The organism is Ochrobactrum soli (genome assembly GCF_003664555.1).
In the GTDB taxonomy this organism is placed as follows: domain Bacteria; phylum Pseudomonadota; class Alphaproteobacteria; order Rhizobiales; family Rhizobiaceae; genus Brucella; species Brucella teleogrylli.
Genome location: NZ_RCHH01000003.1, coordinates 536,990 through 559,241 on the forward strand (window position 1 = coordinate 536,990; position 22,252 = coordinate 559,241).

Consider the following 22,252-nt stretch of genomic DNA (forward strand, 5'->3'; position numbering starts at 1 on the left):
AAATGAGAACGCTGGAAAAGGGCAAGCTGATTGTCGCCTCGCACAATGCGGGCAAGCTGAAGGAATTCGACGGGCTGATCGGCCCGTTCGGCTTCGATGTCAGCTCGGTCGCGGCACTTGGCCTGCCGGAGCCGGACGAGACCGGCACCACGTTTGAGGAAAACGCCTATATCAAGGCGCTTGCTGCGGCTGAAGCCACCGGCTTGCCCGCTCTTTCCGATGATTCCGGCCTGATGGTCGATGCGCTGGACGGCGAGCCGGGCGTCTATACCGCCAACTGGGCCGAGACCGAAGACGGCACGCGTGATTTCAACATGGCGATGCGCAAGGTCGAAGATCTGTTGCAGGAAAAGGGTGCGACGAGCCCGGACAAGCGCGGCGCACGTTTCGTCTCCGTCATCTGCCTTGCATGGCCGGATGGCGAAGCGGAATATTTCCGCGGCGAAGTGGAAGGGGTGCTGATCTGGCCGCCACGCGGCACGACCGGCTTCGGCTATGACCCGGTGTTCTTGCCGGATGGCCATGAGAAAACCTTTGGTGAAATGTCCGCCGACGAGAAGCACGGCTGGAAGCCCGGCGACGCCGAGGCCCTGTCGCACCGCGCCCGCGCCTTCAAGCTTTTTGCCGAAAAGGCGCTCAATGTGGAACAGGCTTCCGTGAAATGAACAGGCTCTTTCCCCCTTTGCAGGCGAAAAATGCTGCCAGCGCGATCCCCATCGCGCGTGCGAATGGGGAAACCGCGTTCGGCGTTTATGTGCACTGGCCGTTCTGTCTGGCCAAATGCCCGTATTGTGACTTCAACAGCCATGTCCGTCATAAGCCGGTGGATCAGGCGCGGTTTTCTGAAGCGTTTCGCCGCGAGATGGAAACGCTGCGCGAGCGCACCGGCCCACGCACGGTCACCAGCATTTTTCTGGGCGGCGGCACACCCTCGCTGATGCAGCCCGAAACAGTGGGTGCGCTTCTGGATAATATTGCGTCGCATTGGTCTGTCGTGCCCGACATCGAAGTGACGCTGGAGGCCAATCCGACCAGTGTGGAAGCCGACCGTTTTCGCGGCTATCGCGCCGCAGGCGTCAATCGCGTGTCGCTCGGCATTCAGGCGCTGAACGATGCCGATCTGCGCCGTCTGGGGCGTATGCATTCGGTCGATGAGGCAAAGGCGGCCATTCGCTTAGCGCGTGAGATTTTCCCGCGCCTGTCCTTCGATCTGATCTATGCGCGTCCGAACCAGAGCATCGAGGCATGGCGCGAAGAGCTGAAGGAGGCCATCGGACTGGCTGCCGATCACCTCTCGCTCTATCAGCTGACCATTGAGGAAGGCACGCAGTTCTATAATCTCTGGAAGGCTGGGAAGCTGACCACGCCGGAGCCGGACCACGCCGCAGCGCTCTATGAAGAAACGCAGCGGGTGACGGCAGAGCATGGTCTCCCGGCCTATGAAATTTCCAATCACGCAGTGCCGGGGCGCGAGTCGCAGCACAATCTGGTCTATTGGCGCTATGGGCAATATGTCGGCATCGGCCCCGGTGCACATGGGCGTTTCGTGGAAAACGACGTGCGCACGGTTACGATTACCGAAAAGCATCCGGAAACCTGGCTCGATCACGTTGAACGGCGCGGCCACGGTATTGTCGAGGAGGAATATCTCGATGGCGGGCAGGAGGGTGACGAGTTCCTGATGATGGGGCTTCGTTTGCGCGAAGGCATTGATCTGGATCGCTACAAGCGGCTGTCGGGCCAGAGCGTTGACCAGAAGCGTCTGGCGAAACTGATTGCCGAGGGCATGATCGAGCCGATGGGCAGTAGCATCATTCGCGCAACACCGGACGGTGCGCTGGTGCTGGATGCGCTGGTGGCCGATCTGGCCGCATGAGGGGTAAGCAATGACTGAGGATATGGGCGACGCACGGCGCGATTATGTGGTGGGTGGCACAGCCATGCGCGCCCGTCCGCTGGAACCCGCGCTTTATATCGTCTCGACGCCGATCGGCAATCTTGGCGATATGACGCTGCGCGGCATCGAAACGCTCGCCGCAGCCGATGTTTTGGCCTGCGAGGATACGCGTGTGACCCGTGTTCTCCTCGACCGCTACGGCATTTCCCGCCGCCCGATCAGCTATCACGAGCACAATGCCGCCGAAGCCGGAGAAAAGCTGATTGCCGCGCTGTCAGCGGGCAAAAGCGTTGCGCTGGTGTCGGATGCGGGCACGCCGCTCGTTTCCGATCCGGGCTTTCGTCTGGTCGGCGAAGCACGCGAGGCGGGTATTCGTGTCGTTCCCATTCCGGGTGCTTCCGCCGTTCTGGCCGCACTCGCCGCTTCGGGCCTGCCGACCGACGCCTTCATGTTCTGCGGCTTCCTGCCATCCAAGCATGGGCAAAAGCAGACGAAGCTGGAAAGCCTCAAGGGCATCGACGCAACGCTGGTCTTCTACGAATCGCCAAACCGGACAGCGGCGACGCTGGCCGAAATGGCCGAAGTGTTCGGGTCGGATCGTCTGGGCGCGCTCTGCCGCGAACTGACCAAGGCCTATGAAACCATTCGCACTGCTCCGTTGGGCGAACTGGCGAAGGAATTCGACGGTGAGGATCGCATTCGCGGCGAAGTGGTTCTGCTGGTCGGCCCGCCGACAGGCAACACAATTCCGCAAAGCAAGGAAGACATCGACAAGCTGCTTCTGTCGCTTGCCGCCGAACTGCCGCCATCCAAGGCTGCAGGCGAGGCGGCGCGCATGACAGGCGGGCAGAAATCGGTTCTCTATCAGCGTCTTATGCAACTGAAATCGGATCAGCGATGACAGACCTCCGCGAGAAAAAGCGCGTTGCTTTCTTTCGCGGACATAGCGCCGAACGCTTTGCGGCGATGGTGCTTCTTTTGAAAGGTTTTCGCATTGTCGCGCGGCGCTATCGGACACGGCTCGGCGAAATCGATCTGATCGCCCGGCGGGGCAATCTGGTGCTGATCGTCGAGGTCAAGGCGCGCAGCAGTCTCGAAGCAGCGCAATTGGCCGTCACGCCGCAGGCGATGCGCCGTATCGAAGCTGCAGCTGATCTCTGGCTGCAACGCCAGCCCGACCTTGACCGTCTGTCTCTTCGTTTCGACCTGATTGCCGTGCTGCCGCGCCGCTGGCCAAAACACGTTCCGGCCTTCTTCTCGAGTGGCGCTTATCGATAAGCCTATGTAAATCCTATAAAAATTGTGGGATATATTTCCGGCCTTACGGGAAATTAAAATCCCGCAAACGGCTGTTTTGAGAAAAAGTGATGCTCGCCATCATTTTCGCGCGCAAGCCCGTTTCTTATAAATCTCCCGCTCTCCATGGATAATGGCGCCAACTTTCACAAGACGCATTTCCGCACGCGAAAACGGTATCCGCGTTCGCTGGAAATGCTCTCAAGGATGGCATCGTGTCTCTACCGCAAAAGCGTTTACTGGCTGATTTTCCTGCCTTCTTCCGGGTGTCGGAAGAGGTGGTTGTCGTCGTTGGCGGCGGCGAGGAAGCTTTGAACAAGGCGCGCCTTGTGGCGCAGACATCCGCACGCCTTCGCATCGTTGCCGAGGAAACGGAACATCATCTGGCCGAGTTCATCGCAAGCCATGGTGTGGAGCATGTGGCGGCACCTTTTGCGCCGGAACATGTCGCGGGCGCAAAGCTTGTTTTCGTGGCGACTGGCGATGAAGCGCAGGATCGCGCCATTGCCGCTGTGGTCAAGGCCGAGAAGGTTCCGGTCAATGTCGTTGACCGTCCTGCCCTTTGCGATTTCCTGACGCCTGCCATCGTCAACCGCGCGCCGCTGACGATTGCCATCGGCTCGGAAGGAAGCGCTCCGGTTCTGGCGCAGATGGTTCGTGCACGTATCGATGCCGCCTTTTCGCCGCGCCTTGGCGAGCTTGCGCATTTCGCCGAAAGCTGGCGTCCGCTGGTCGAGCGCGCATTGCCCAAGGGGCTGGCGCGCCGCAGTTTCTGGCGCGGTTTCTTTTCGGGCCGTGTTGCCAGCGCCATTGAAAATGGCGACCGCGCGGAAGCTTATAAGGCTGCGAGCGACCTGATCGAGCAGCGCGACAATGCCGCCGGTTATGTCTGGCTGGTTGGTGCCGGACCGGGTGCTGAAGACCTGCTGACCTTGCGCGCCCACCGCGCTTTGATGGAAGCCGATGTCATTGTGCATGATGCGCTGGTGCCGGAAGGCGTGATTGCCATGGGCCGCCGCGATGCCGAACGCCTTGCCGTCGGCAAGCGCAAGGGCTGCCATTCCAAAAGCCAGGAAGAGATCAATCGCCTGTTGGTTTCGCTGGGGCGACAAGGCAAGCGCGTTGTGCGGCTGAAATCCGGCGATCCGCTGGTGTTCGGACGCGCAGGCGAGGAAATGGCGGCGCTGCGTGCCGCTGGTATCGGTTTCGAAATCGTGCCCGGTATCACCTCGGCCTTTGCCGCCGCTGCCGATATGGAATTGCCGCTGACGCTGCGCGGTGTCGCCTCGTCGCTGGTGTTCACCACTGGTCACGATATGACGGGCGATGTGCTGCCGGGCTGGGCCAAGCTTGCCGTCTCCGGCGCAACGATTGCCGTCTATATGGGCTCGACGGTCGCGGCATCGGTTGCCGCACGCCTGATTGGTGCGGGCCTGCATGAAGATACCGCCGTGGCGGTGGTGGAAAATGCGAGCCGGCAGGACAAGCGCCTGTTCCACGGCACGCTGAAGGATTTGCCGGATCTGGAAAGCCGCAAGGAGCTTTCCGGCCCGGTCATGGTGATCATTGGCGATGCGGTCGCCGGTGCCGCAATCGACAAAGCCGAAGCGCTGGCCCTCAAGCCGGTTTCCGTCGCAGCCTAAACCCGCAGGATGCGCGGTCAACAAAAGTTTGGAGTTTGGAAATGGTCGTAAAAGTTCTCACTGCAAACCGGCTGATCGACGGGCAGGCTGTGTGGCTCGGTGCCGACGGTTCGTGGCAGGAGACCATCGAAGGCGCGCTGGTTGCGCGCCACGCCGAAGCCGTGACGGCGCTGGAAGACGCGGGCAAGGTTGCAGCGAAAGCCAATCTGGTTGTCGATGTGAATGTGATCGATGTCGAGGAGCGCGAGGAGGGGCTTTACCCGATCCGCCTGCGCGAGCGCATCCGCCTTTCCGGCCCGACCATCGTAACCTTTGGTGATCTGCCCCTCGACAAGCCTGCTTTGAAGCGCGCCTCGTAATATCTGTTGACGCATTTCCGGACCCAAAACCGGTTCGCACTTTTGCTGGAAATGCTCTGATCTGGATTTAGACTATGTATCGTTATGATGAATTCGACCGCGATTTCGTTGCGGCCCGCGTTGCCCAGTTCAAGGATCAGGTCGAGCGCCGCCTGACCGGAGAGCTGACGGAAGAACAGTTCCGTCCGCTGCGCCTGATGAATGGCCTTTACCTGCAATTGCACGCCTATATGCTGCGCGTGGCCGTTCCCTATGGCACGCTGTCGAGCCGCCAGTTGCGAAAGCTCGGCCACATTGCGCGCGTCTATGATCGCGGCTTTGGCCATTTCACCACGCGCCAGAACATCCAGTATAACTGGCCTGCGCTGAAGGACGTGCCGCGCATTCTGGAAGAGCTGGCGGAAGTCGAGATGCACGCCATCCAGACCTCCGGCAATTGCATTCGCAACGTGACTGCCGATCACTTCGCAGGCGCTGCCGCCGACGAAGTGGCCGATCCGCGCCCCTTCGCCGAAATCCTGCGCCAATGGTCGTCGCTGCATCCGGAATTTTCCTATCTGCCGCGCAAGTTCAAGATCGCCATTGTCGGCTCGGACCATGACCGCGCCGCCATTCAGGTACATGACATCGGCTTGCAGCTGAAGAAGAACGAGGCGGGCGATCTGGGCCTTTCTGTCTATATCGGCGGCGGTCAGGGCCGCACGCCGATGGTGGCGAAGAAGATTCGTGACTTCCTGCCCATCGAGGACATGCTGACCTATGTGACGGCCATCGTGCGCGTCTATAATCTGCATGGCCGTCGCGACAACAAATATAAGGCGCGCATCAAGATCCTCGTCCATGAAACGGGCGTTGAAGAACTGACCCGCGAGATCGATGCTGAATGGGAAGAAATCCGCAATGGCGAGCTGAAGCTGCCGCAGCGCGATATCGACTCGATTGAAAGCTATTTCCGCATGCCGAAGTTGCCGCAACGGCCGGAAGGCTGGGAAGTGCTGGCTGTTACCCAGAAGGCCGATGCGGAATTTGCAAGCTGGGTGGCGCGCAATGTCACGCCGCACAAGAACCCGGATTATGCGGTCGTCACCATTTCGCTGAAGCCCATCGGCGGTATTCCCGGCGATGCGAGCGCCGAGCAGATGGAACTGGTGGCGGATATTGCCGAAACCTATTCGTTCGATGAAATCCGCGTCAGCCACGAGCAGAATCTGGTCCTGCCGCATGTGGCTAAGGCCGATCTTGCAGCCGTCTATGATCTGCTGCAATCGGATGGGCTGGTGACGCCGAATGCCGGTCTCATCACCGATATCATCGCCTGCCCCGGTCTCGACTATTGCGCCCTTGCCAATGCGCGCTCCATTCCGGTGGCGCAGCGCATTTCGGAGCGCTTCGGCGACCAGCAGCGTCAGCTCGAAATCGGCGATCTCAAGATCAAGATTTCCGGCTGCATCAATGCCTGCGGCCATCACCATGTCGGTCATATCGGCATTCTGGGCGTAGAGAAAAAGGGTGAGGAACTCTATCAGATCACGCTTGGCGGTTCGGCGGACGAGCATTCGACCATAGGAGAAATCACCGGTCGCGGCTTTTCGTCGGAAGAAGTGGTGGATGCCATCGAAACGGTGGTCGATACCTATCTCGCCTTGCGTGAAAGCCCGGAGGAAAACTTTCTGGCCGCCTATCGCCGCGTTGGCATGGAACCGTTCAAACGCGCGCTTTATGGAGAAATAAGCCGTGCAGCTTGATGCTGAAGAAAGTGCTGCCGCCGAAGCCCGCCTTCTGGAGGCAAGCCACGGCGCGTCTACCCCGCAGGAAGTGATCGCGCTCGTCACGCGCGAACTCTATGACGGGCAGATCGCGGTTGTGTCTTCCTTCGGGGCGGAATCGGCTGTGCTTTTGCATATGATCTCGGAAATCGATCCGGCGATACCGGTACTATTTCTCGATACGGGCAAGCATTTCCGGGCCACGCTCGATTATCGTCACGATCTGGTGGACCGGCTGGGGCTGACCGATGTGCGGGATATCCTGCCGCTTGAGGACAGTCTTAAAAGCGATGATCCGTTCGGCGCGCTGTCGATGACCGATAAGGACCGCTGCTGCTTCATCCGCAAAGTTGAGCCGATGGCGCGCGCCGTCGCGCCCTATCGCGCCTGGATGACGGGCCGCAAGCAGTTTCAGGCATCGACACGCGAAAGCTTGCCGGTGTTTGAATCGGTCGGCCCGCGCATTCGTATCAATCCGCTGGCGCGTTTGCAGGCAGCAGACCTCAAGGCCTACGCTGAAAAGCACGATCTGCCGCCGCATCCTCTGACTGCGCAGGGCTATCGTTCCATCGGCTGCATGCCTTGCACGCGGCCCGTGAACGACGGCGAAGACCAGCGTGCCGGACGCTGGGCGGGATCAGAAAAGACAGAATGCGGCATCCATCTGACTGGCCTTGCCGACAGCCTTAAAACATTGGGAGCCACCGAGCGGAAATGAGCGATATCAACGAAACCAAACTCTGGTCCTCCGATGGCTTTCGCGAAGACGATTATGTCTTTGCCGACGATCTTGAAGCTGCGGGCGATGCCCCGGCGATCATCATTCCGCTCGCCGTCTGGCTCGGCCTAGATGAAGAGCGCCGCCGCGCCTCCAACCGCCGCATCGGCGTTTCGGTTGCGCCGGGCGAAGCGATTGAACCGCTGTTGAATGATCTGGGCAGCCTGCCGCTGATCGCCTTGCAGTTCCCGGCTTTCAACGATGGTCGCTCCTATTCCAAGGCCGAGATTCTGCGCCGCGAAGGTTTTGCGGGTGAGTTGCGCGCCGTCGGCGATGTGCTGATCGATCAGGCGGCGCTGATGCTGCGCACCGGCTTCGACAGTCTTCAGGTGACCAACAAGGTCGCCCAGAGCCGTCTTGGCGAAAACCGTCTGGTCGATACACCCGGTTACTATCAGCCGGGGCGCGGTTCCATTCCGGCGGAAGGTGGGTTCGCCTGGCGGCGGGTAAAGGCTAGTTAGACACATCGCTCAAACTTGCCATTTTTTTGGCTGTCTTGATGCGCTAGATACGCCTTGTCATTTACAGGGAGTCGATGCGTGATCCGGCACATTGTTTTCTTCAGCGTCAAGCAAGGTCAGGATATCGAGACAGTCAGAAAAGGGCTGGAGCAGCTTGCCACCATCCCGCATTCCGAAGTCTTCGAAGTTCTGCCGAATTCCAGGGTCGATCCGATGTGCGACCGCATCGATCTCGTCGTCTATGCCGAGTTCAAGGATGAAGAAGCGCTTTTCGCTTTCAAGAAACATCCGACCTATGACGCCACGACGCAACTCGTGCGCCCGATGCGCGAATTGCGTTTTTCCGCTGATGTTGTCACTGATAAAGAGTAGTTACCACTCCGCCTGTGGTCGTTCCTGAAGTGGCAGGCCGCCGAATAGATCTGGCTCGCTGGAGATTTTGGCGCGCTCGATATTGAGAAGCTTGAGCTTCGTCGCCGTACCGCCCGCCGCTGAAAACCCGCCGACCTTGCCGTTGGAACCGAGCACCCGGTGACAGGGCACGATGATCGGAAACGGGTTTTTGCCAAGTGCATAACCGACCGCTTGCGACAGGCTCACGTCACCAAGTCGTCTGGCAATCGCGCCATAGGTGGTGGTTTCGCCCGCCTTCAGTTCGAGAATAATCTCGTAAACCTGCCGGTTGAGGTCGGGGAGCGATTCGAACGCTAGCGGCGTTTGCGAGAAATCCGGCGATCCGCCGTCGAGAAGCGCGCGCACTTTTTCGATGGCTTGCGTTACAAAGGCTGGCACATCGGCCTGAGCATCGGAAAACTGTTCGCCCACCCGCTCACCAAGGCGGTAACGGGTTTCTTTCTCGTCCGTATCGCCGATTTCGACACCAATGACTTTTGCACCGCGCCAGGCAATGCCGCACGGGCCAATCGGCGTCTCAAAGATGGTGATTCCGGACGGTTCCATACGTATCAATATAGCACGGATTTCGCGACGAACGGCGACTGGAAACGATAAGTTGCAACATTTGCAGCGTATGGCGCTGCGAAATGGTTGAAGAACGTTCCGAATAATGATTGTGTGAGCGGGAAGGTCAGGATCGTGGCATGAGAGATTCCATGCCCTTAAATGGCCAAACGGGTCGATATAAGTTTCCGTCGCAGTTTTCGCGAGATCGGAACCGAGGAATTTAAATGGACGATTATGAGCGTTATGCCACGGGGTTAATGATCGTTTTCGGCGCGCTGATCATCGGCGGGCTGATGGCGGCAAACCTTTATCATGGCGACAAGCCGGGTTTTCTCTTCGCGCTTGGTGCTGCGGTCGTCGGCTGGTTTTCAGCTTTCGCCGTTCTTTTCGACAAGCCGCGCGTTTATGGCGTGATGATTGCCGTTGCAATCGGCCTTGTCGCGGCTTCTATCGGTGCCTACGTCACCTGAGAGCCATCAATATTTCGAAGCAGTTGAGAGAAAAGCCCCGCAATGCGGGGCTTTTTCGTTGGTCGCGGCCTTATAGATAAGGCGAATAGCACTGGCGGCGCGGACCGTAATTGGGTTGGAACGTATTGTCATAGGCGCGGTATGACCGATAGCGGCTGTAGCACCAGCGGGTATGCGGGTTGCGGCTGCGGTAAGTCGGTGCCGGACGGTAGGCAGGACCCGGACCCCAGTAACGCCGGTCATGTCTGTAATAGGGCCGGTAACGCGGACGGTCGTAGCGCCAATAGCGCCGGTCGTCGCGATAATCGTAATATTGCACCGTTTGCGCAGTAGGTGCCGATGCCTGAGCCGGTGCCGGGGTAGGGGCCGCCATCAGCGAGGGCTGCGCCGCATTGGCTGTTCCGGCAGCGGCGGACAGGCCCATGCCCAGCGACAGACACGCGGCAAAAACGGAATAACCAAACCTTTTCATAGGTCTCTCCTAATCAAAGCAATCGTTTATGTGCGTATTTTTGCTCGCCCATTGTGGCGGAGCGGTGGCTTTCACCAGTCACGATTTCTTCTGTGCTGCAACAGACCAGGGAGGGAACACAGAGCTGCCTGCAGCCCAAAGCGAGCAGTTTATAGCGGGTACATATAATGCTTCGAGAGCTGAACAATAATTGACATAAAGATATGTTTATGTCATTAAGCGACCTCCTGCGATTGTGCATATCAGAATACAGGCGGTACTCTTATGGCGTCTTCCCTCGACGATCTTTTCGGTGCAACGGCGGCTCAGCCGGATGGTTCGGAGGTGCTGGCCGCGCTGACCAAAGCGGCGCGCGAGCGTATTCTGATCCTCGACGGGGCGATGGGAACGCAGATTCAAGGGCTTGGCTTCCATGAAGAGCATTTCCGCGGTGAGCGTTTCGGCGCCTGTGATTGTCAGCTTCAGGGCAATAATGACCTTCTGACGCTGACGCAGCCAAAGGCCATTGAGGAAATCCACTACGCCTACGCCATTGCGGGCGCGGATATTCTCGAAACCAATACATTCTCCTCCACGACGATTGCCCAGGCCGATTACGGCATGGAAGAGCAGGTCTATGAGCTGAACCGCGACGGTGCGCGCCTTGCGCGTCGCGCTGCCCTGCGCGCCGAGCAGAAGGACGGTCGCCGCCGTTTCGTCGCAGGCGCTCTTGGACCGACAAACCGCACTGCATCGCTGTCGCCGGATGTCAATAATCCCGGCTTCCGCGCCGTCACCTTCGACGATCTGCGTGTTGCCTATGCCGAGCAGATCCGGGGGCTGATCGACGGCGGTTCCGACATCGTCCTGATTGAAACCATCTTCGACACGCTGAATGCGAAGGCCGCCGTCTTCGCTTCGGAGCAAGTGTTCGAAGAGAAGGGCATTTTCCTGCCGGTGATGATTTCCGGCACGATCACCGATCTTTCCGGCCGCACCCTGTCCGGCCAGACGCCAACGGCATTCTGGCATTCGCTGCGTCACGCCAAGCCGTTCACCATCGGCCTCAACTGCGCACTCGGCGCCAATGCCATGCGCGCGCATCTGGACGAATTGTCGACCATCGCCGATACGTTCATCTGCGCCTATCCGAATGCCGGTCTGCCGAACGAGTTTGGCCAGTATGACGAAACGCCGGAGGCGATGGCTGCCCAGATCGAGGGCTTTGCCCGCGACGGCATGGTTAATGTGGTTGGCGGTTGCTGCGGCTCGACGCCGGATCATATCCGCGCTATTGCCGAGGCTGTTGCAAAGCACCCGCCGCGCAAACCTGCCAAGGTTGCGCCACTGATGCGCCTTTCCGGCCTCGAGCCTTTCACGCTGACCGAGGACATTCCCTTCGTCAATGTCGGGGAACGCACCAACGTGACCGGCTCCGCCCGGTTCCGTAAACTCATCAAGGCTGGTGACTTCGCCGCCGCCCTTGATGTGGCGCGCGATCAGGTCGCCAATGGCGCGCAGATCATCGACATCAATATGGATGAGGGCCTGATCGATTCCGAAAAGGCGATGGTCGAATTTCTCAATCTGATCGCCGCCGAGCCGGATATCGCCCGCGTGCCGATCATGATCGACAGCTCCAAATGGGAAGTGATTGAGGCTGGCCTGAAATGCGTTCAGGGCAAGCCGGTGGTCAACTCGATTTCGATGAAGGAAGGTGAGGAAGCCTTCATTCATCATGCGAAGCTCGTCCGTGCTTATGGTGCGGCGGTCGTGGTCATGGCGTTCGACGAAACCGGACAGGCCGATACCGAAGCGCGCAAGATCGAAATCTGTAGTCGGGCCTACAAGATTCTGACCGAGCAGGTTGGTTTTCCGCCGGAAGACATCATCTTCGATCCGAACATCTTCGCGGTGGCGACCGGCATCGACGAGCACAATAATTACGGCGTCGATTTCATCGAAGCGACCCGGAAAATCATGGCGACCCTGCCGCATGTCCATGTGTCGGGCGGCGTGTCGAACCTGTCCTTCTCGTTCCGCGGCAATGAGCCGGTGCGTGAGGCGATGCATGCCGTGTTCCTCTATCACGCCATTCAGGCGGGCATGGATATGGGCATCGTCAATGCGGGTCAGCTGGCGGTCTACGATGCCATTGATCCGGAACTGCGCGAAGCCTGCGAAGACGTGGTGCTGAACCGCCGTTCCGACGCGACCGAACGCCTGCTGGAGATTGCCGAACGTTTCCGCGATTCAGGCTCGAAGGAAGCCAAGGCACAGGATCTTGCCTGGCGCGAATGGCCGGTGGAAAAGCGTCTCGAACATGCGCTGGTCAACGGTATTACCGAATATATCGAAGCCGATACGGAAGAAGCGCGTCAGGCTGCCGAACGGCCGCTGCACGTCATCGAAGGCCCGCTGATGGCCGGTATGAATGTGGTTGGCGATCTGTTCGGCGCGGGTAAGATGTTTCTGCCGCAGGTGGTGAAATCCGCCCGCGTAATGAAACAGGCTGTGGCCGTCCTCCTGCCTTACATGGAAGAGGAAAAGCGCCGCAATGCCGAAAATGGCATTGAGGGCGGCGAGCGTCAGAGCGCTGGCAAGGTGCTGATGGCGACCGTGAAGGGCGATGTGCACGATATCGGGAAGAATATCGTCGGCGTCGTGCTGGCCTGCAACAATTACGAGATTATCGATCTCGGCGTCATGGTGCCTTCGCAAAAGATTTTGCAGGTGGCGCGCGACGAGAAGGTCGATGTCATCGGCCTTTCCGGCCTCATTACGCCATCGCTTGATGAAATGGCACATGTGGCCGCGGAAATGGAACGCGAAGGTTTCGACATTCCGCTTTTGATCGGCGGGGCGACCACGAGCCGCGTCCATACGGCGGTGAAAATTCATCCGCGTTACGAGCGCGGCCAGACGGTCTATGTGATCGATGCCAGCCGCGCGGTGGGTGTCGTGTCCAGCCTGCTGTCGCCGGAAGCCAAGGGCAATTATGTCGATGGCATCCGCGAGGAATATGCCAAGGTTGCAGCCGCCCATGCGCGCAGCGAAGCGGAAAAGCAGCGCCTGCCACTCGCCCGCGCCCGCGCCAATGCGCACAAGCTCGACTGGGACGCATTTGCACCGGTGAAGCCAAGCTTTACCGGCACGAAGACATTCGACGATTACGATCTGGCCGAAATTGCGCGCTATATCGACTGGACGCCATTCTTCCAGACCTGGGAGCTGAAAGGGCGCTATCCGGCAATCCTTGAGGACGAAAAGCAGGGCGAGGCCGCGCGCCAGCTCTGGTCTGATGCGCAGGCTATGCTGACGAAGATCATCGACGAAAAATGGTTCACGCCGAAAGCCGTGGTTGGTTTCTGGCCCGCCAATGCGGTCGGCGACGATATCCGGCTGTTCACCGACGAGAGCCGGAAAGAGGAGCTGGCCACCTTCTTCACGCTGCGTCAGCAGCTTGGTAAGCGCGATGGCCGCCCGAATGTCGCCATGTCCGACTTCGTGGCGCCCGTCGAGAGCGGAAAGCAGGATTATGTCGGCGGCTTCGTCGTCACGGCGGGCATCGGCGAGGTGGCGATTGCCGAGCGTTTCGAGCGGGCCAATGACGACTATTCCGCTATTCTTGTGAAGGCGCTGGCCGACCGTTTTGCCGAAGCCTTTGCGGAACTGATGCATGAGCGCGTGCGCAAGGAATTCTGGGCCTATGCGACCGAAGAAACCTATACGCCGGAAGAACTGATCGGCGAACCTTACAAGGGCATCCGCCCGGCTCCGGGTTACCCGTCACAACCCGACCACACCGAAAAGACCACCCTGTTCCGTCTGCTCGATGCAACGGCGGAGACGGGTGTGGAACTGACCGAAAGCTATGCCATGTGGCCGGGCTCGTCGGTTTCGGGTCTCTATATCGGCCACCCGGAAAGCTATTATTTCGGTGTCGCCAAGGTGGAGCGCGATCAGGTCGAGGATTATGCAAACCGCAAGGGTATGAGCGTCGCAGAGGTGGAGCGCTGGCTCGCGCCGATTCTCAATTACACCCCCGGCAATGTTACGGACGAAGCGGCATAGCCGACGCAGCTGTCACAACCACAAGAAGAAGGGCCTCGCACGTTGCGAGGCTTTTTTGTTTGCAATATTTCTTATCCCACGATGGCATAACTGTTTAAAAACAGAGGTTTTGCGAAATTCACGCTGCTTTTTGGAAGCAATCCTTCTGGAGAGAGTTACAGGAAAATGCTATTTAAGGCTGTGCGTTCGAAATTTTGTGAGCGTTAAAGTTGTATTGTGCGTAAGTTATTGAAAACAAAATATTAGGATGGCAGCAATGAAATGGGAATTGTTATGCGATGCCATGCAGTCCGCCGGTAATGCGGACAAATTGTTTGAATATGTAAAAAAATATGCCCGCGAAATCGGCTTTGACCATGTTTCTTATGTCATGTCGGTTCCGTCCTTGAATGGGGCGGTCAAATGGGTGCGTTACGAAGATATGCCGAAAGGCTGGACTGCACTCTATGCCAGCAAAAAATATGTTGAGATCGATCCCCTTGTCCGGCTCGGCCTGCACAGCATCGACCCGCTGGTCTGGTCGCCGAAGCTTTTTGCCGAAACGCCGCAATTATGGGCCGATCTGCAAGCATTTGGCCTGAAGGTCGGTATTTCACAACCATGCTGGGCGGCACAGGGCGTGTTTGGAATGTTGACATTCCTGCGCAGCGGCCAGCCGCTGACCGCAGCCGAAGTCACAGCCCTGCGGCGTCAATTGCAGATGGTGACCAATCTCCTGCATCTGTCGATGTTCGAACTGGTCAATGTGCCGCGCCTGAATTGCGCCGGTGAAGTCTGTCTGACGGCACGGGAGCGTGAAATCCTGCGTTGGACGAGTGAAGGAAAAACCGCTGAAATCATCGGGGCAATCCTCAATATTTCAACCCGTACCGTCAATTTTCATATCAGCAATGTACTGACGAAGCTTGTTGCAGTGAACAAGGTTCAGGCAGTCGCCAAGGCGCGTACCTTCGGCCTGCTCTGATCCACTCTAAGCCCCACGGCGGTTTGGCCCGTTGGGTGCTTTCAAAAATCTCCCTCCAAAAACCGTTCCATCCTTATCGCGCGCGGCAGAAGATGCCCGACGGTGGCCGCTCTTTTGAGCAAGAATTTGCCCGGCGTGAACGCTCCAAAACTGCTAAATATCACAATTTTAGTAGGATTTTCCGACATTTACGCCAAATTTCACTTTTTGCCGGCGGCGCAAGTTTGTTCCGGCCTTGTGCGAAAGACTGCAAGTTTTTGGCGCAGGCAATCGCGAATACGCGAAAGCATTCTTTCACTTTTCGGCTTCTTTTCACGACAATGCGCGCAACTTAGCCAGGGTGCCGATTTCGCTCCGTCAGAACCGTAATCCTGCTTTCTCGTCTCTATCCGGTTTCCGGGAGTTAATGTCGTGCATCATGCATCCCTGACCAAGAATTTGACGCATCTGCAACGTCTCGAAGCAGAAGCGATCCATATCTTTCGCGAAGTCGCAGCAACCTTCTCCAATCCGGTGATGCTCTATTCGGTGGGCAAGGATTCGTCGGTCATGATGCATCTGGCGATGAAGGCGTTTTATCCCGCACCACCGCCCTTTCCCTTTCTCCATGTCGATACGACCTGGAAATTCCGCGAGATGATCGAATTCCGCGACGCACAGGCGCGCGAAAAGGGTTTCGAGCTTCTGGTGCATATCAATGAGGATGGCGTACGAGACGGTGTCGGCCCGTTCACCCATGGTTCGAATGTCCATACCCATGTCATGAAGACAGTCGGTCTGCGGCAGGCGCTCGACAAGTACAAGTTCGATGCGGCTTTTGGCGGCGCGCGTCGCGATGAGGAAAAATCCCGCGCCAAGGAGCGCATTTTCTCATTCCGCAATGCGCAGCATGGCTGGGACCCGAAGAACCAGCGGCCTGAAATGTGGAAGATTTACAATACGCGCGTTGCGGCGGGTGAATCGATCCGCGTCTTCCCGCTCTCCAACTGGACCGAGCTCGATATCTGGCAATATATCCTGCAGGAAAACATCCCCATCGTGCCGCTCTATTTCGCCGCCCGCCGTCCGGTGGTGGAGCGCGACGGCATGCTGATCATGGTCGATGACGACCGCATGAAGCTGCGCGATGGTGAAAAGGTGGAAGACCGGCTGGTGCGTTTCCGCACGCTTGGCTGCTATCCCCTGACCGGGGCGATTGAATCCAGCGCCTCCAGCCTTTCGGATATTGTCGAGGAAATGCTGATCGCCCGCACGTCGGAACGTCAGGGCCGTGCCATCGACCGCGATGAAGCCGGTTCCATGGAAAAGAAGAAGCGCGAGGGCTATTTCTGATGAATGCCGTGTTGAAGCCTTCCGTAACCAGCGCAGCGGTGACCGAGTTTCTGGCCGATCAGGAGCGCAAGACGCTCTTGCGGTTTCTCACCTGTGGCTCCGTTGATGACGGTAAATCGACGCTGATCGGGCGTCTGCTCTATGACACCAAGCTGATCTTCGAAGACCAGCTTGCAGCGCTTAAGAATGACAGCCGCAAATTCGGCACGACAGATGACGATTTCGACTTCGCGCTTCTGGTTGACGGTCTGGAGGCCGAGCGCGAACAGGGCATCACCATCGATGTCGCCTATCGGTTCTTTTCCACGCCGCGCCGCAAGTTCATCGTCGCCGATACGCCGGGCCATGCGCAATATACGCGCAACATGGCGACCGGCGCTTCGACCGCCGATCTGGCCGTGGTGCTGATCGATGCCCGGCAGGGCGTGCTGACGCAAACGCGCCGCCATTCCTTCATTGCCTCGGCGCTCGGCATTCGCAATATCGTGCTCGCGGTCAACAAGATCGACCTTGTCGATTTCTCGCAAGAGGCCTTCGACCGCATCGTTGCCGATTATATGAGCTTCGCCAAAGATCTCGGTTTTGCCAGTATCCAGCCGATCCCGCTTTCGGCCCGCTATGGCGACAATGTCACCAGCCTGTCGCCGCGTATCGACTGGTATGACGGCCCGCATCTGCTCGAACATCTGGAGACCGTGCGCATCGATACGGAAACAGCAGCCAGGCCATTCCGCTTTCCGGTGCAATATGTGAACCGGCCCAATCTCGATTTTCGCGGTTTTTCCGGCACGGTAGCTTCCGGCTCGATTGCGGCAGGCGACACGGTCGTCGTGGCTAAATCCGGCAAGCAGTCGCGGGTAAAGCGCATCGCGACCTATGATGGCGATCTGCCCCGCGCCTCGGAAGGACAGGCCGTCACGCTGGTGCTGGAAGACGAGATCGAAGTTTCACGCGGCAATATGCTGGTCGGCGCGGAAGCACGGCCGGAAGTGGCGGATCGTTTCGCAGCCAATATCGTCTGGTTCGGCGAGGACGCCTTGCAGCCCGGACGGTCCTATCTCCTGCGCACCGAAACCGACCAGACGCCGGTGACGGTCAGCGAGATCAAATATCGGACCGATGTGAACACATTCGCCCGTGAGGATGCGGCCCATCTGGACCTCAACGAGATCGGCTTGTGCCACCTCCAGACGGCCGACCCGATTGTGTTCGACGCTTACGCCGAGAACCGCGTCACCGGCGCTTTCGTGCTGATCGACCGGGTGTCCAACGCGACCGTTGGTGCCGGAATGATCGACAGCGCGCTGCGTCAGGCAACCAATGTGCATTTGCAGGCTTTCGCCCTCGACGGAAAGGCGCGGGCCGCGCAGAAATTCCAGAAGCCAGCGGTGCTGTGGTTCACCGGCCTTTCGGGATCGGGCAAGTCCACCATCGCCAACCGGCTGGAACAGCGCCTGCACGCGCTGGGCAAGCACACCTATCTGCTCGATGGCGACAATGTCCGCCATGGCCTCAACAGCGATCTTGGTTTCTCCGATGCGGATCGGGCGGAAAACATCCGTCGCGTCGGCGAAGTGGCGCGGCTGATGGCCGATGCCGGGTTGATCACGCTGGTTTCGTTCATTTCCCCGTTCCGCTCGGAGCGCGACACGGTTCGCGCGCGGCTGCCGGAAGGGGAGTTCATTGAAATCTTCGTCGATACGCCGATTGAGGAATGCATTGCGCGTGACCCAAAGGGTCTTTATGCGCAGGCGCTGCGTGGCGAAATCAAGTCCTTCACGGGCATCGATTCGCCTTATGAAGCGCCAGCCTCGCCGGAACTGCGCCTCGATACGACGGGGCGCAATGTTGACGAACTGGTCGCGGAAGTAGAAAAGTATCTGGCCGAGCGTGGTATCATCGGCAGTTATGGTAGCGATTCCTGGTCGATCTGAGCGATGAACATTCCAGCCTCTCCCAAAGCAGACCCGAATGGCGCAGCCCTGCTGGCCGTTTTTGAACAAGCAGCGCTTGAGGCTGGCCGGGTCATCATGAAGCATTATGTCGATGGCTGCGCCGTCGAACATAAAAAGGATGAATCGCCCGTCACGGAAGCAGACCGCGCCGCCGAGGCGATCATCCTTGCCGCACTTTCGTCGGTCGCGCCCGATATTCCGGTCGTGGCCGAGGAGGAGGTTTCCGCGGGCCGCCTTCCAGCCCATATCGGACGGCGCTTTCTGCTGGTCGATCCTCTGGATGGCACGCGGGAGTTTCTGCTGCGCAACGGCGATTTCACAGTCAATATCGGCCTGATCGAAGATGGCGTGCCGGTCACGGGCATCGTCTATGCCCCGGCGCGCAATCTGCTTTTTACCGGCACGGGCAACCGCGCCGAGGAAGCGGAAACCACTGCGGATCACAAGATTGCCCGCCGGCGTGCAATCCGAGCGCGGGAAGGTGCCGCGGAACGCATTGCCGTGTGCAGCCGTTCGCACAACACGCCCGAAACCCAGCGCTTTTTGCAGGCAAATCAGATTTCCGGCCATGTTTCGGTCGGTTCGTCGTTGAAGTTCTGTCTGATCGCGCGCGGTGAGGCGGATATCTATCCGCGCTTTGCCCCGACCATGGAATGGGACACGGCGGCTGGCGACGCTGTGCTGCGTGCCGCAGGCGGCATGACCGCCACCCTTGACGGCAAGCCGTTCGCTTATGGCCAGCGCGCCGGACAGGGCGTGAAGGGCTTCGCCAACCCGCATTTCGTCGCCTATGGCGCGGGCTTTACGCCCGTCTTTCCGGCGGAAGTGCTCTGATCCTGTGACATTTATGAGCAGGTTTGAGTGTGGCGGCAAAAAAACTGCGTCATGCACTTGCGGCATCAAAAATGCAGCGTTATAAGCCGCCTCAACGGTTGCGCCACTGGCTGCGACCGACTGGTTCGGAGTGTAGCGCAGCCTGGTAGCGCACCTCGTTCGGGACGAGGGGGTCGGAGGTTCGAATCCTCTCACTCCGACCATTCAGATGCTGGAAGCTGTTCCCGATTTTTCCAGAAACTCTTCCCTTCGCACATATTTTTCTATTGCTGGCGACCGAAAACCGACATGCGCATGAATTCGCCGTCATATTCGGCAAGCGCCACCAGACGCGCGCGATCCAGAATCTCGACCCGGTTGGAACGGAACAGCACAAGCCCTTCCTCGCGCAGATCCCGCAACATGCGATTGAGGTGGATCGGCGTCAGGCCAAGCGCATCGGCCAGCTGATATTGCGTCAGCGGACAATAATAGGAATCGGGATCATCGACGCAGCTGGCCTTGACCCGGTCAGACAGTTCCAGGAGCAGATGCGCGGTGCGGACATAGGCGCTGCGGCGTCCGACATTGGTGAGATGCTCGATCAGCATGGCGCGCTGTCGTGACAAAAGCTCAATGAAGATCATCGCCAGACGTGGCACGCGCCGAATGGCGCTTTCAAGCGAAGCCACTGGAATTTCAATGACTTTCATCGGCGTAATGGCCGATATCGTATTGTAGCTATAGCCGTCGGCGGTGCGAAGGCCGATGAAATCGCACCGCATCGGAAAGTCGATGATCTGCCTTTGCCCGCCGGACAGGTCGCGATAGACACAGCCCCAGCCGGACACGACCATATGCACGTTTCTGACGCGCTCGCCCTGTTCGATGATGATGGTATCGGTGGTAAAACTGTTCTCGGTGACGACAAGCGAAGCCAAAGCACCAATGGCATGTGCGTCGAGGTCCGCCAGAATCGGCGAAGATTCCAACAAGTCGATCAGCGCCCCCACGGAAGGTGCCGCGATGCCTCTACCACTATGCATAACACTTCCGCACTAAACGAAAGATATAGTTTTATATCTTCCTATTTTTTAAGTCGCTCTTACGGACAAGATAAATTTTCGTACTTGCTAACATAAATTAATGACACGATTGCTGCGAGGTAGCAATATTGGGCCATTGGATGGGGGAATTTCGTTAATATAAGTCATAAGCATAATTTAAATACCGAACCTGTGACGGCGGGAACGGCGGATCACTGTGTAGGAGTAAGTAACCTTCGTGCCGGGGAGACGCGCCGATGTTGGATGCAAGGGGTGCCAGCCTGTGGGCTGTACCGGAAGATAGAGATAATGGAGCGGTCGGTGTCGGCGTTCTGCCGAACAGTGATCGCCATCTGCTGCTTGTGTGCAAGAGCAATCTGGAGCGGGAGTGCCTTTTCAACGGGCTCCTGATGAATGGGCTGAAAATGCCGGTGACGTGCTATGCGTCCATCGAGCAGGCAAAGCTTTTCAGCGGAAGCGCCGTCATTCTGCTGCATATCGGGGCCAAGCGGCTTGCCGATCCGTTCTTTTCCGAAGAAATTCGATCTCTCGTGGAGATGTGGGCGCCATCGCCGATTGTGCTTCTCGCCGAGCGGGAGGAATGGGCGCAGGTCGTGCGGGCCATGGAAATTGGCGCGAGGGGGTATATTCCAACCTCCGTCGATGTCAGGGTCTGCGTCGAGGCGATCCATCTGGCGAGCGCGGGCGGCATGTATATTCCAGCCTCCATGGCTGTCAAAGCGCCGCCGCCCGATATTGACGAGGATGCGCTGGGCGAATTGCTGACGGCGCGCGAAATCGAGGTGGTTCATGCGATTCGTATCGGTCGCTCCAACAAGGTGATCGCTTTCGAACTCGGCATGAGCGAAGGCACCGTGAAAGCGCATGTTCATAACATCATGCGCAAGATCGGCGCCGCCAACCGGACCGAAGTGGCCTGCAAGCTGCACAATATGTACAATAACGGCCTGGGAGACGATTGAGCGGTTTCAGACGTCCAGCATATGTGCAAGGCGGTTGCTTTCTCTTCGAAAACAGAGACATTACAGGCTCGCAATTCTAACAAACTCAGCGCGGGCAAAAAATGCAGCTTACCCCTCGTCACAATGCAATTCTGGAACTCGCCCGCCGACAGGGGCAGGTTCTGGTGGACGATCTGGCCGCGGCTTTTGACGTGACGCCGCAGACCGTGCGCAAGGATCTCAACGATCTGTGTCGCGCACGGCTGCTGCGCCGCATCCATGGCGGCGCGCTCTATCCGTCCGGCGTGGAAAATATGGAATATGAGGCGCGCCGCCGGATCGCCGCCCGCGAGAAGGAATCGATCGGCAAGGCCGCAGCCGATATCATTCCGGATGGCGCATCGCTGTTCATCAATATCGGCACTACGACCGAAGCGGTCAGCCATGCCCTGATCGATCACAGCGAGCTGATGGTCATCACCAACAATATCAACGTGGCCAACACGCTGCGCGTGCACACCTCTATCGAAGTGGTCATCGCCGGCGGCGTGGTCCGCTCGTCCGACGGCGGTATTGTGGGCGAGGCGGCGGTCGATTTCATCCGCCAGTTCAAGGTCGATTACGCCATCATCGGTGCGTCGGCGATGGATGAGGACGGCGCGCTGCTCGACTTCGATTTCCGCGAAGTGAAAGTCGCACAAGCGATTATCGCCAATGCGCGCCACGTCATTCTGGTGTCCGATTCCACCAAGCTGGAACGCACCGCACCGGTGCGCATCGGCCATATTTCGCAGATCAATACCTTCATCACCGACCGTTGCACCTCGCAGCAGCTGCGCGATCTTTGTTCAGAACATGAGGTTGAGCTGATCGAAACGCTCCCTGTCTGATCCAAAAGCCGCCATGCCGGGCTGCAAATGGCAATTTCTGCGCTTCCGGTGCTCACGTACAAAAAAGTACGCTGCGCTCCGGTTCTCGAAATCACCATTTTCGCCACGGCCTGCCGTTTTTTGATTCAGACA

Annotated in this window: 21 protein-coding genes and 1 tRNA gene; 19 read left to right on the top strand and 3 right to left on the bottom strand. The window is 58.5% G+C overall.

All coding sequences use genetic code 11. From position 1 onward, the window contains the following. Positions 1-2: 2 nt before the first annotated feature. The 10 genes from rdgB to D8666_RS07970 all read left to right on the top strand — a co-directional run bounded on the left by rdgB (position 3) and on the right by D8666_RS07970 (position 8,572). Positions 3-665 carry an RdgB/HAM1 family non-canonical purine NTP pyrophosphatase gene (gene rdgB / locus D8666_RS07925; RefSeq protein ID WP_121537446.1) on the top strand — a complete coding sequence of 221 codons (663 nt, stop codon included), beginning with the start codon at positions 3-5 and terminating at the stop codon, positions 663-665. Beyond that, a complete protein-coding gene (hemW, locus tag D8666_RS07930) occupies positions 662-1,876 on the top strand; it encodes a radical SAM family heme chaperone HemW (protein WP_121537134.1) in 1,215 nt (404 codons plus the stop codon). Before rdgB ends, hemW begins: the two co-directional genes overlap by 4 nt. Positions 1,877-1,886: 10 nt before the next feature. Beyond that, the gene (gene rsmI / locus D8666_RS07935; protein ID WP_121537136.1) at positions 1,887-2,798 is read left to right on the top strand and encodes a 16S rRNA (cytidine(1402)-2'-O)-methyltransferase; all 912 of its coding nucleotides are present in this window, start codon (positions 1,887-1,889) and stop codon (positions 2,796-2,798) included. Beyond that, complete coding sequence (locus D8666_RS07940) at positions 2,795-3,175, top strand: YraN family protein (RefSeq protein WP_109368198.1); 381 nt, start codon at positions 2,795-2,797, stop codon at positions 3,173-3,175. The genes rsmI and D8666_RS07940 overlap by 4 nt, the downstream gene beginning before the upstream one ends. A 233-nt stretch (positions 3,176-3,408) precedes the next feature. Further along, the gene (gene cysG / locus D8666_RS07945; RefSeq protein WP_121537138.1) at positions 3,409-4,836 is read left to right on the top strand and encodes a siroheme synthase CysG; all 1,428 of its coding nucleotides are present in this window, start codon (positions 3,409-3,411) and stop codon (positions 4,834-4,836) included. Positions 4,837-4,877: 41 nt separating this feature from the next. Next, positions 4,878-5,195 carry a DUF2849 domain-containing protein gene (locus D8666_RS07950; protein ID WP_121537140.1) on the top strand — a complete coding sequence of 106 codons (318 nt, stop codon included), beginning with the start codon at positions 4,878-4,880 and terminating at the stop codon, positions 5,193-5,195. Positions 5,196-5,269: 74 nt separating this feature from the next. Beyond that, positions 5,270-6,940 (top strand): nitrite/sulfite reductase, encoded by a 1,671-nt coding sequence (locus tag D8666_RS07955; RefSeq protein ID WP_121537142.1) that lies wholly within the window; start codon positions 5,270-5,272, stop codon positions 6,938-6,940. After that, entirely contained in the window at positions 6,930-7,679 is a 750-nt protein-coding gene (locus D8666_RS07960) for a phosphoadenylyl-sulfate reductase (protein ID WP_121537144.1), read from the top strand. The genes D8666_RS07955 and D8666_RS07960 overlap by 11 nt, the downstream gene beginning before the upstream one ends. Beyond that, positions 7,676-8,200, top strand: a complete 525-nt coding sequence (locus D8666_RS07965; protein ID WP_109368203.1) for a DUF934 domain-containing protein — start codon at positions 7,676-7,678, stop codon at positions 8,198-8,200. The genes D8666_RS07960 and D8666_RS07965 overlap by 4 nt, the downstream gene beginning before the upstream one ends. A gap of 78 nt (positions 8,201-8,278) precedes the next feature. Next, the gene (locus D8666_RS07970) at positions 8,279-8,572 is read left to right on the top strand and encodes a Dabb family protein (protein WP_109368204.1); all 294 of its coding nucleotides are present in this window, start codon (positions 8,279-8,281) and stop codon (positions 8,570-8,572) included. Here D8666_RS07970 and D8666_RS07975 read toward each other — a convergent pair whose 3' ends face one another. Then, positions 8,573-9,160 carry a methylated-DNA--[protein]-cysteine S-methyltransferase gene (locus tag D8666_RS07975; protein ID WP_109368205.1) on the bottom strand — a complete coding sequence of 196 codons (588 nt, stop codon included), beginning with the start codon at positions 9,158-9,160 and terminating at the stop codon, positions 8,573-8,575. A gap of 227 nt (positions 9,161-9,387) precedes the next feature. Between D8666_RS07975 and D8666_RS07980 the strand changes: the two genes are divergently transcribed. Further along, entirely contained in the window at positions 9,388-9,633 is a 246-nt protein-coding gene (locus D8666_RS07980) for a hypothetical protein (RefSeq protein ID WP_006465911.1), read from the top strand. A gap of 70 nt (positions 9,634-9,703) precedes the next feature. Here D8666_RS07980 and D8666_RS07985 read toward each other — a convergent pair whose 3' ends face one another. Beyond that, complete coding sequence (locus tag D8666_RS07985; RefSeq protein WP_121537146.1) at positions 9,704-10,105, bottom strand: BA14K family protein; 402 nt, start codon at positions 10,103-10,105, stop codon at positions 9,704-9,706. A gap of 264 nt (positions 10,106-10,369) precedes the next feature. Between D8666_RS07985 and metH the strand changes: the two genes are divergently transcribed. From metH to D8666_RS08015, 6 genes are all read left to right on the top strand, one after another. Beyond that, positions 10,370-14,158, top strand: a complete 3,789-nt coding sequence (metH, locus tag D8666_RS07990) for a methionine synthase (RefSeq protein WP_121537148.1) — start codon at positions 10,370-10,372, stop codon at positions 14,156-14,158. A 256-nt stretch (positions 14,159-14,414) separates the two neighbouring features. Then, the gene (locus D8666_RS07995) at positions 14,415-15,122 is read left to right on the top strand and encodes a LuxR family transcriptional regulator (RefSeq protein ID WP_121537448.1); all 708 of its coding nucleotides are present in this window, start codon (positions 14,415-14,417) and stop codon (positions 15,120-15,122) included. A gap of 411 nt (positions 15,123-15,533) precedes the next feature. Next, positions 15,534-16,454 carry a sulfate adenylyltransferase subunit CysD gene (gene cysD, locus D8666_RS08000; protein WP_121537150.1) on the top strand — a complete coding sequence of 307 codons (921 nt, stop codon included), beginning with the start codon at positions 15,534-15,536 and terminating at the stop codon, positions 16,452-16,454. Next, entirely contained in the window at positions 16,454-18,388 is a 1,935-nt protein-coding gene (cysN, locus tag D8666_RS08005) for a sulfate adenylyltransferase subunit CysN (RefSeq protein ID WP_121537152.1), read from the top strand. The genes cysD and cysN overlap by 1 nt, the downstream gene beginning before the upstream one ends. Positions 18,389-18,391: 3 nt before the next feature. Beyond that, complete coding sequence (gene cysQ, locus D8666_RS08010; protein WP_121537154.1) at positions 18,392-19,243, top strand: 3'(2'),5'-bisphosphate nucleotidase CysQ; 852 nt, start codon at positions 18,392-18,394, stop codon at positions 19,241-19,243. 126 nt (positions 19,244-19,369) lie between these two features. Beyond that, positions 19,370-19,446: transfer RNA gene (locus tag D8666_RS08015), tRNA-Pro, on the top strand. Positions 19,447-19,506: 60 nt separating this feature from the next. On the opposite strand, the gene D8666_RS08020 is transcribed toward D8666_RS08015, so the two are convergent. Beyond that, positions 19,507-20,268: a Crp/Fnr family transcriptional regulator gene (locus D8666_RS08020; RefSeq protein WP_121537156.1), complete on the bottom strand. Its 762-nt coding sequence runs from the start codon at positions 20,266-20,268 to the stop codon at positions 19,507-19,509. Between the two features lie 257 nt (positions 20,269-20,525). On the opposite strand from D8666_RS08020, the gene D8666_RS08025 reads away from it, so the two are divergent. Together D8666_RS08025 and D8666_RS08030 are read left to right on the top strand one after the other, a co-directional pair. After that, positions 20,526-21,251, top strand: a complete 726-nt coding sequence (locus tag D8666_RS08025; RefSeq protein WP_109368211.1) for a response regulator transcription factor — start codon at positions 20,526-20,528, stop codon at positions 21,249-21,251. A 101-nt stretch (positions 21,252-21,352) separates the two neighbouring features. Then, positions 21,353-22,120, top strand: a complete 768-nt coding sequence (locus tag D8666_RS08030) for a DeoR/GlpR family DNA-binding transcription regulator (RefSeq protein WP_109368212.1) — start codon at positions 21,353-21,355, stop codon at positions 22,118-22,120. Positions 22,121-22,252: the final 132 nt, after the last annotated feature.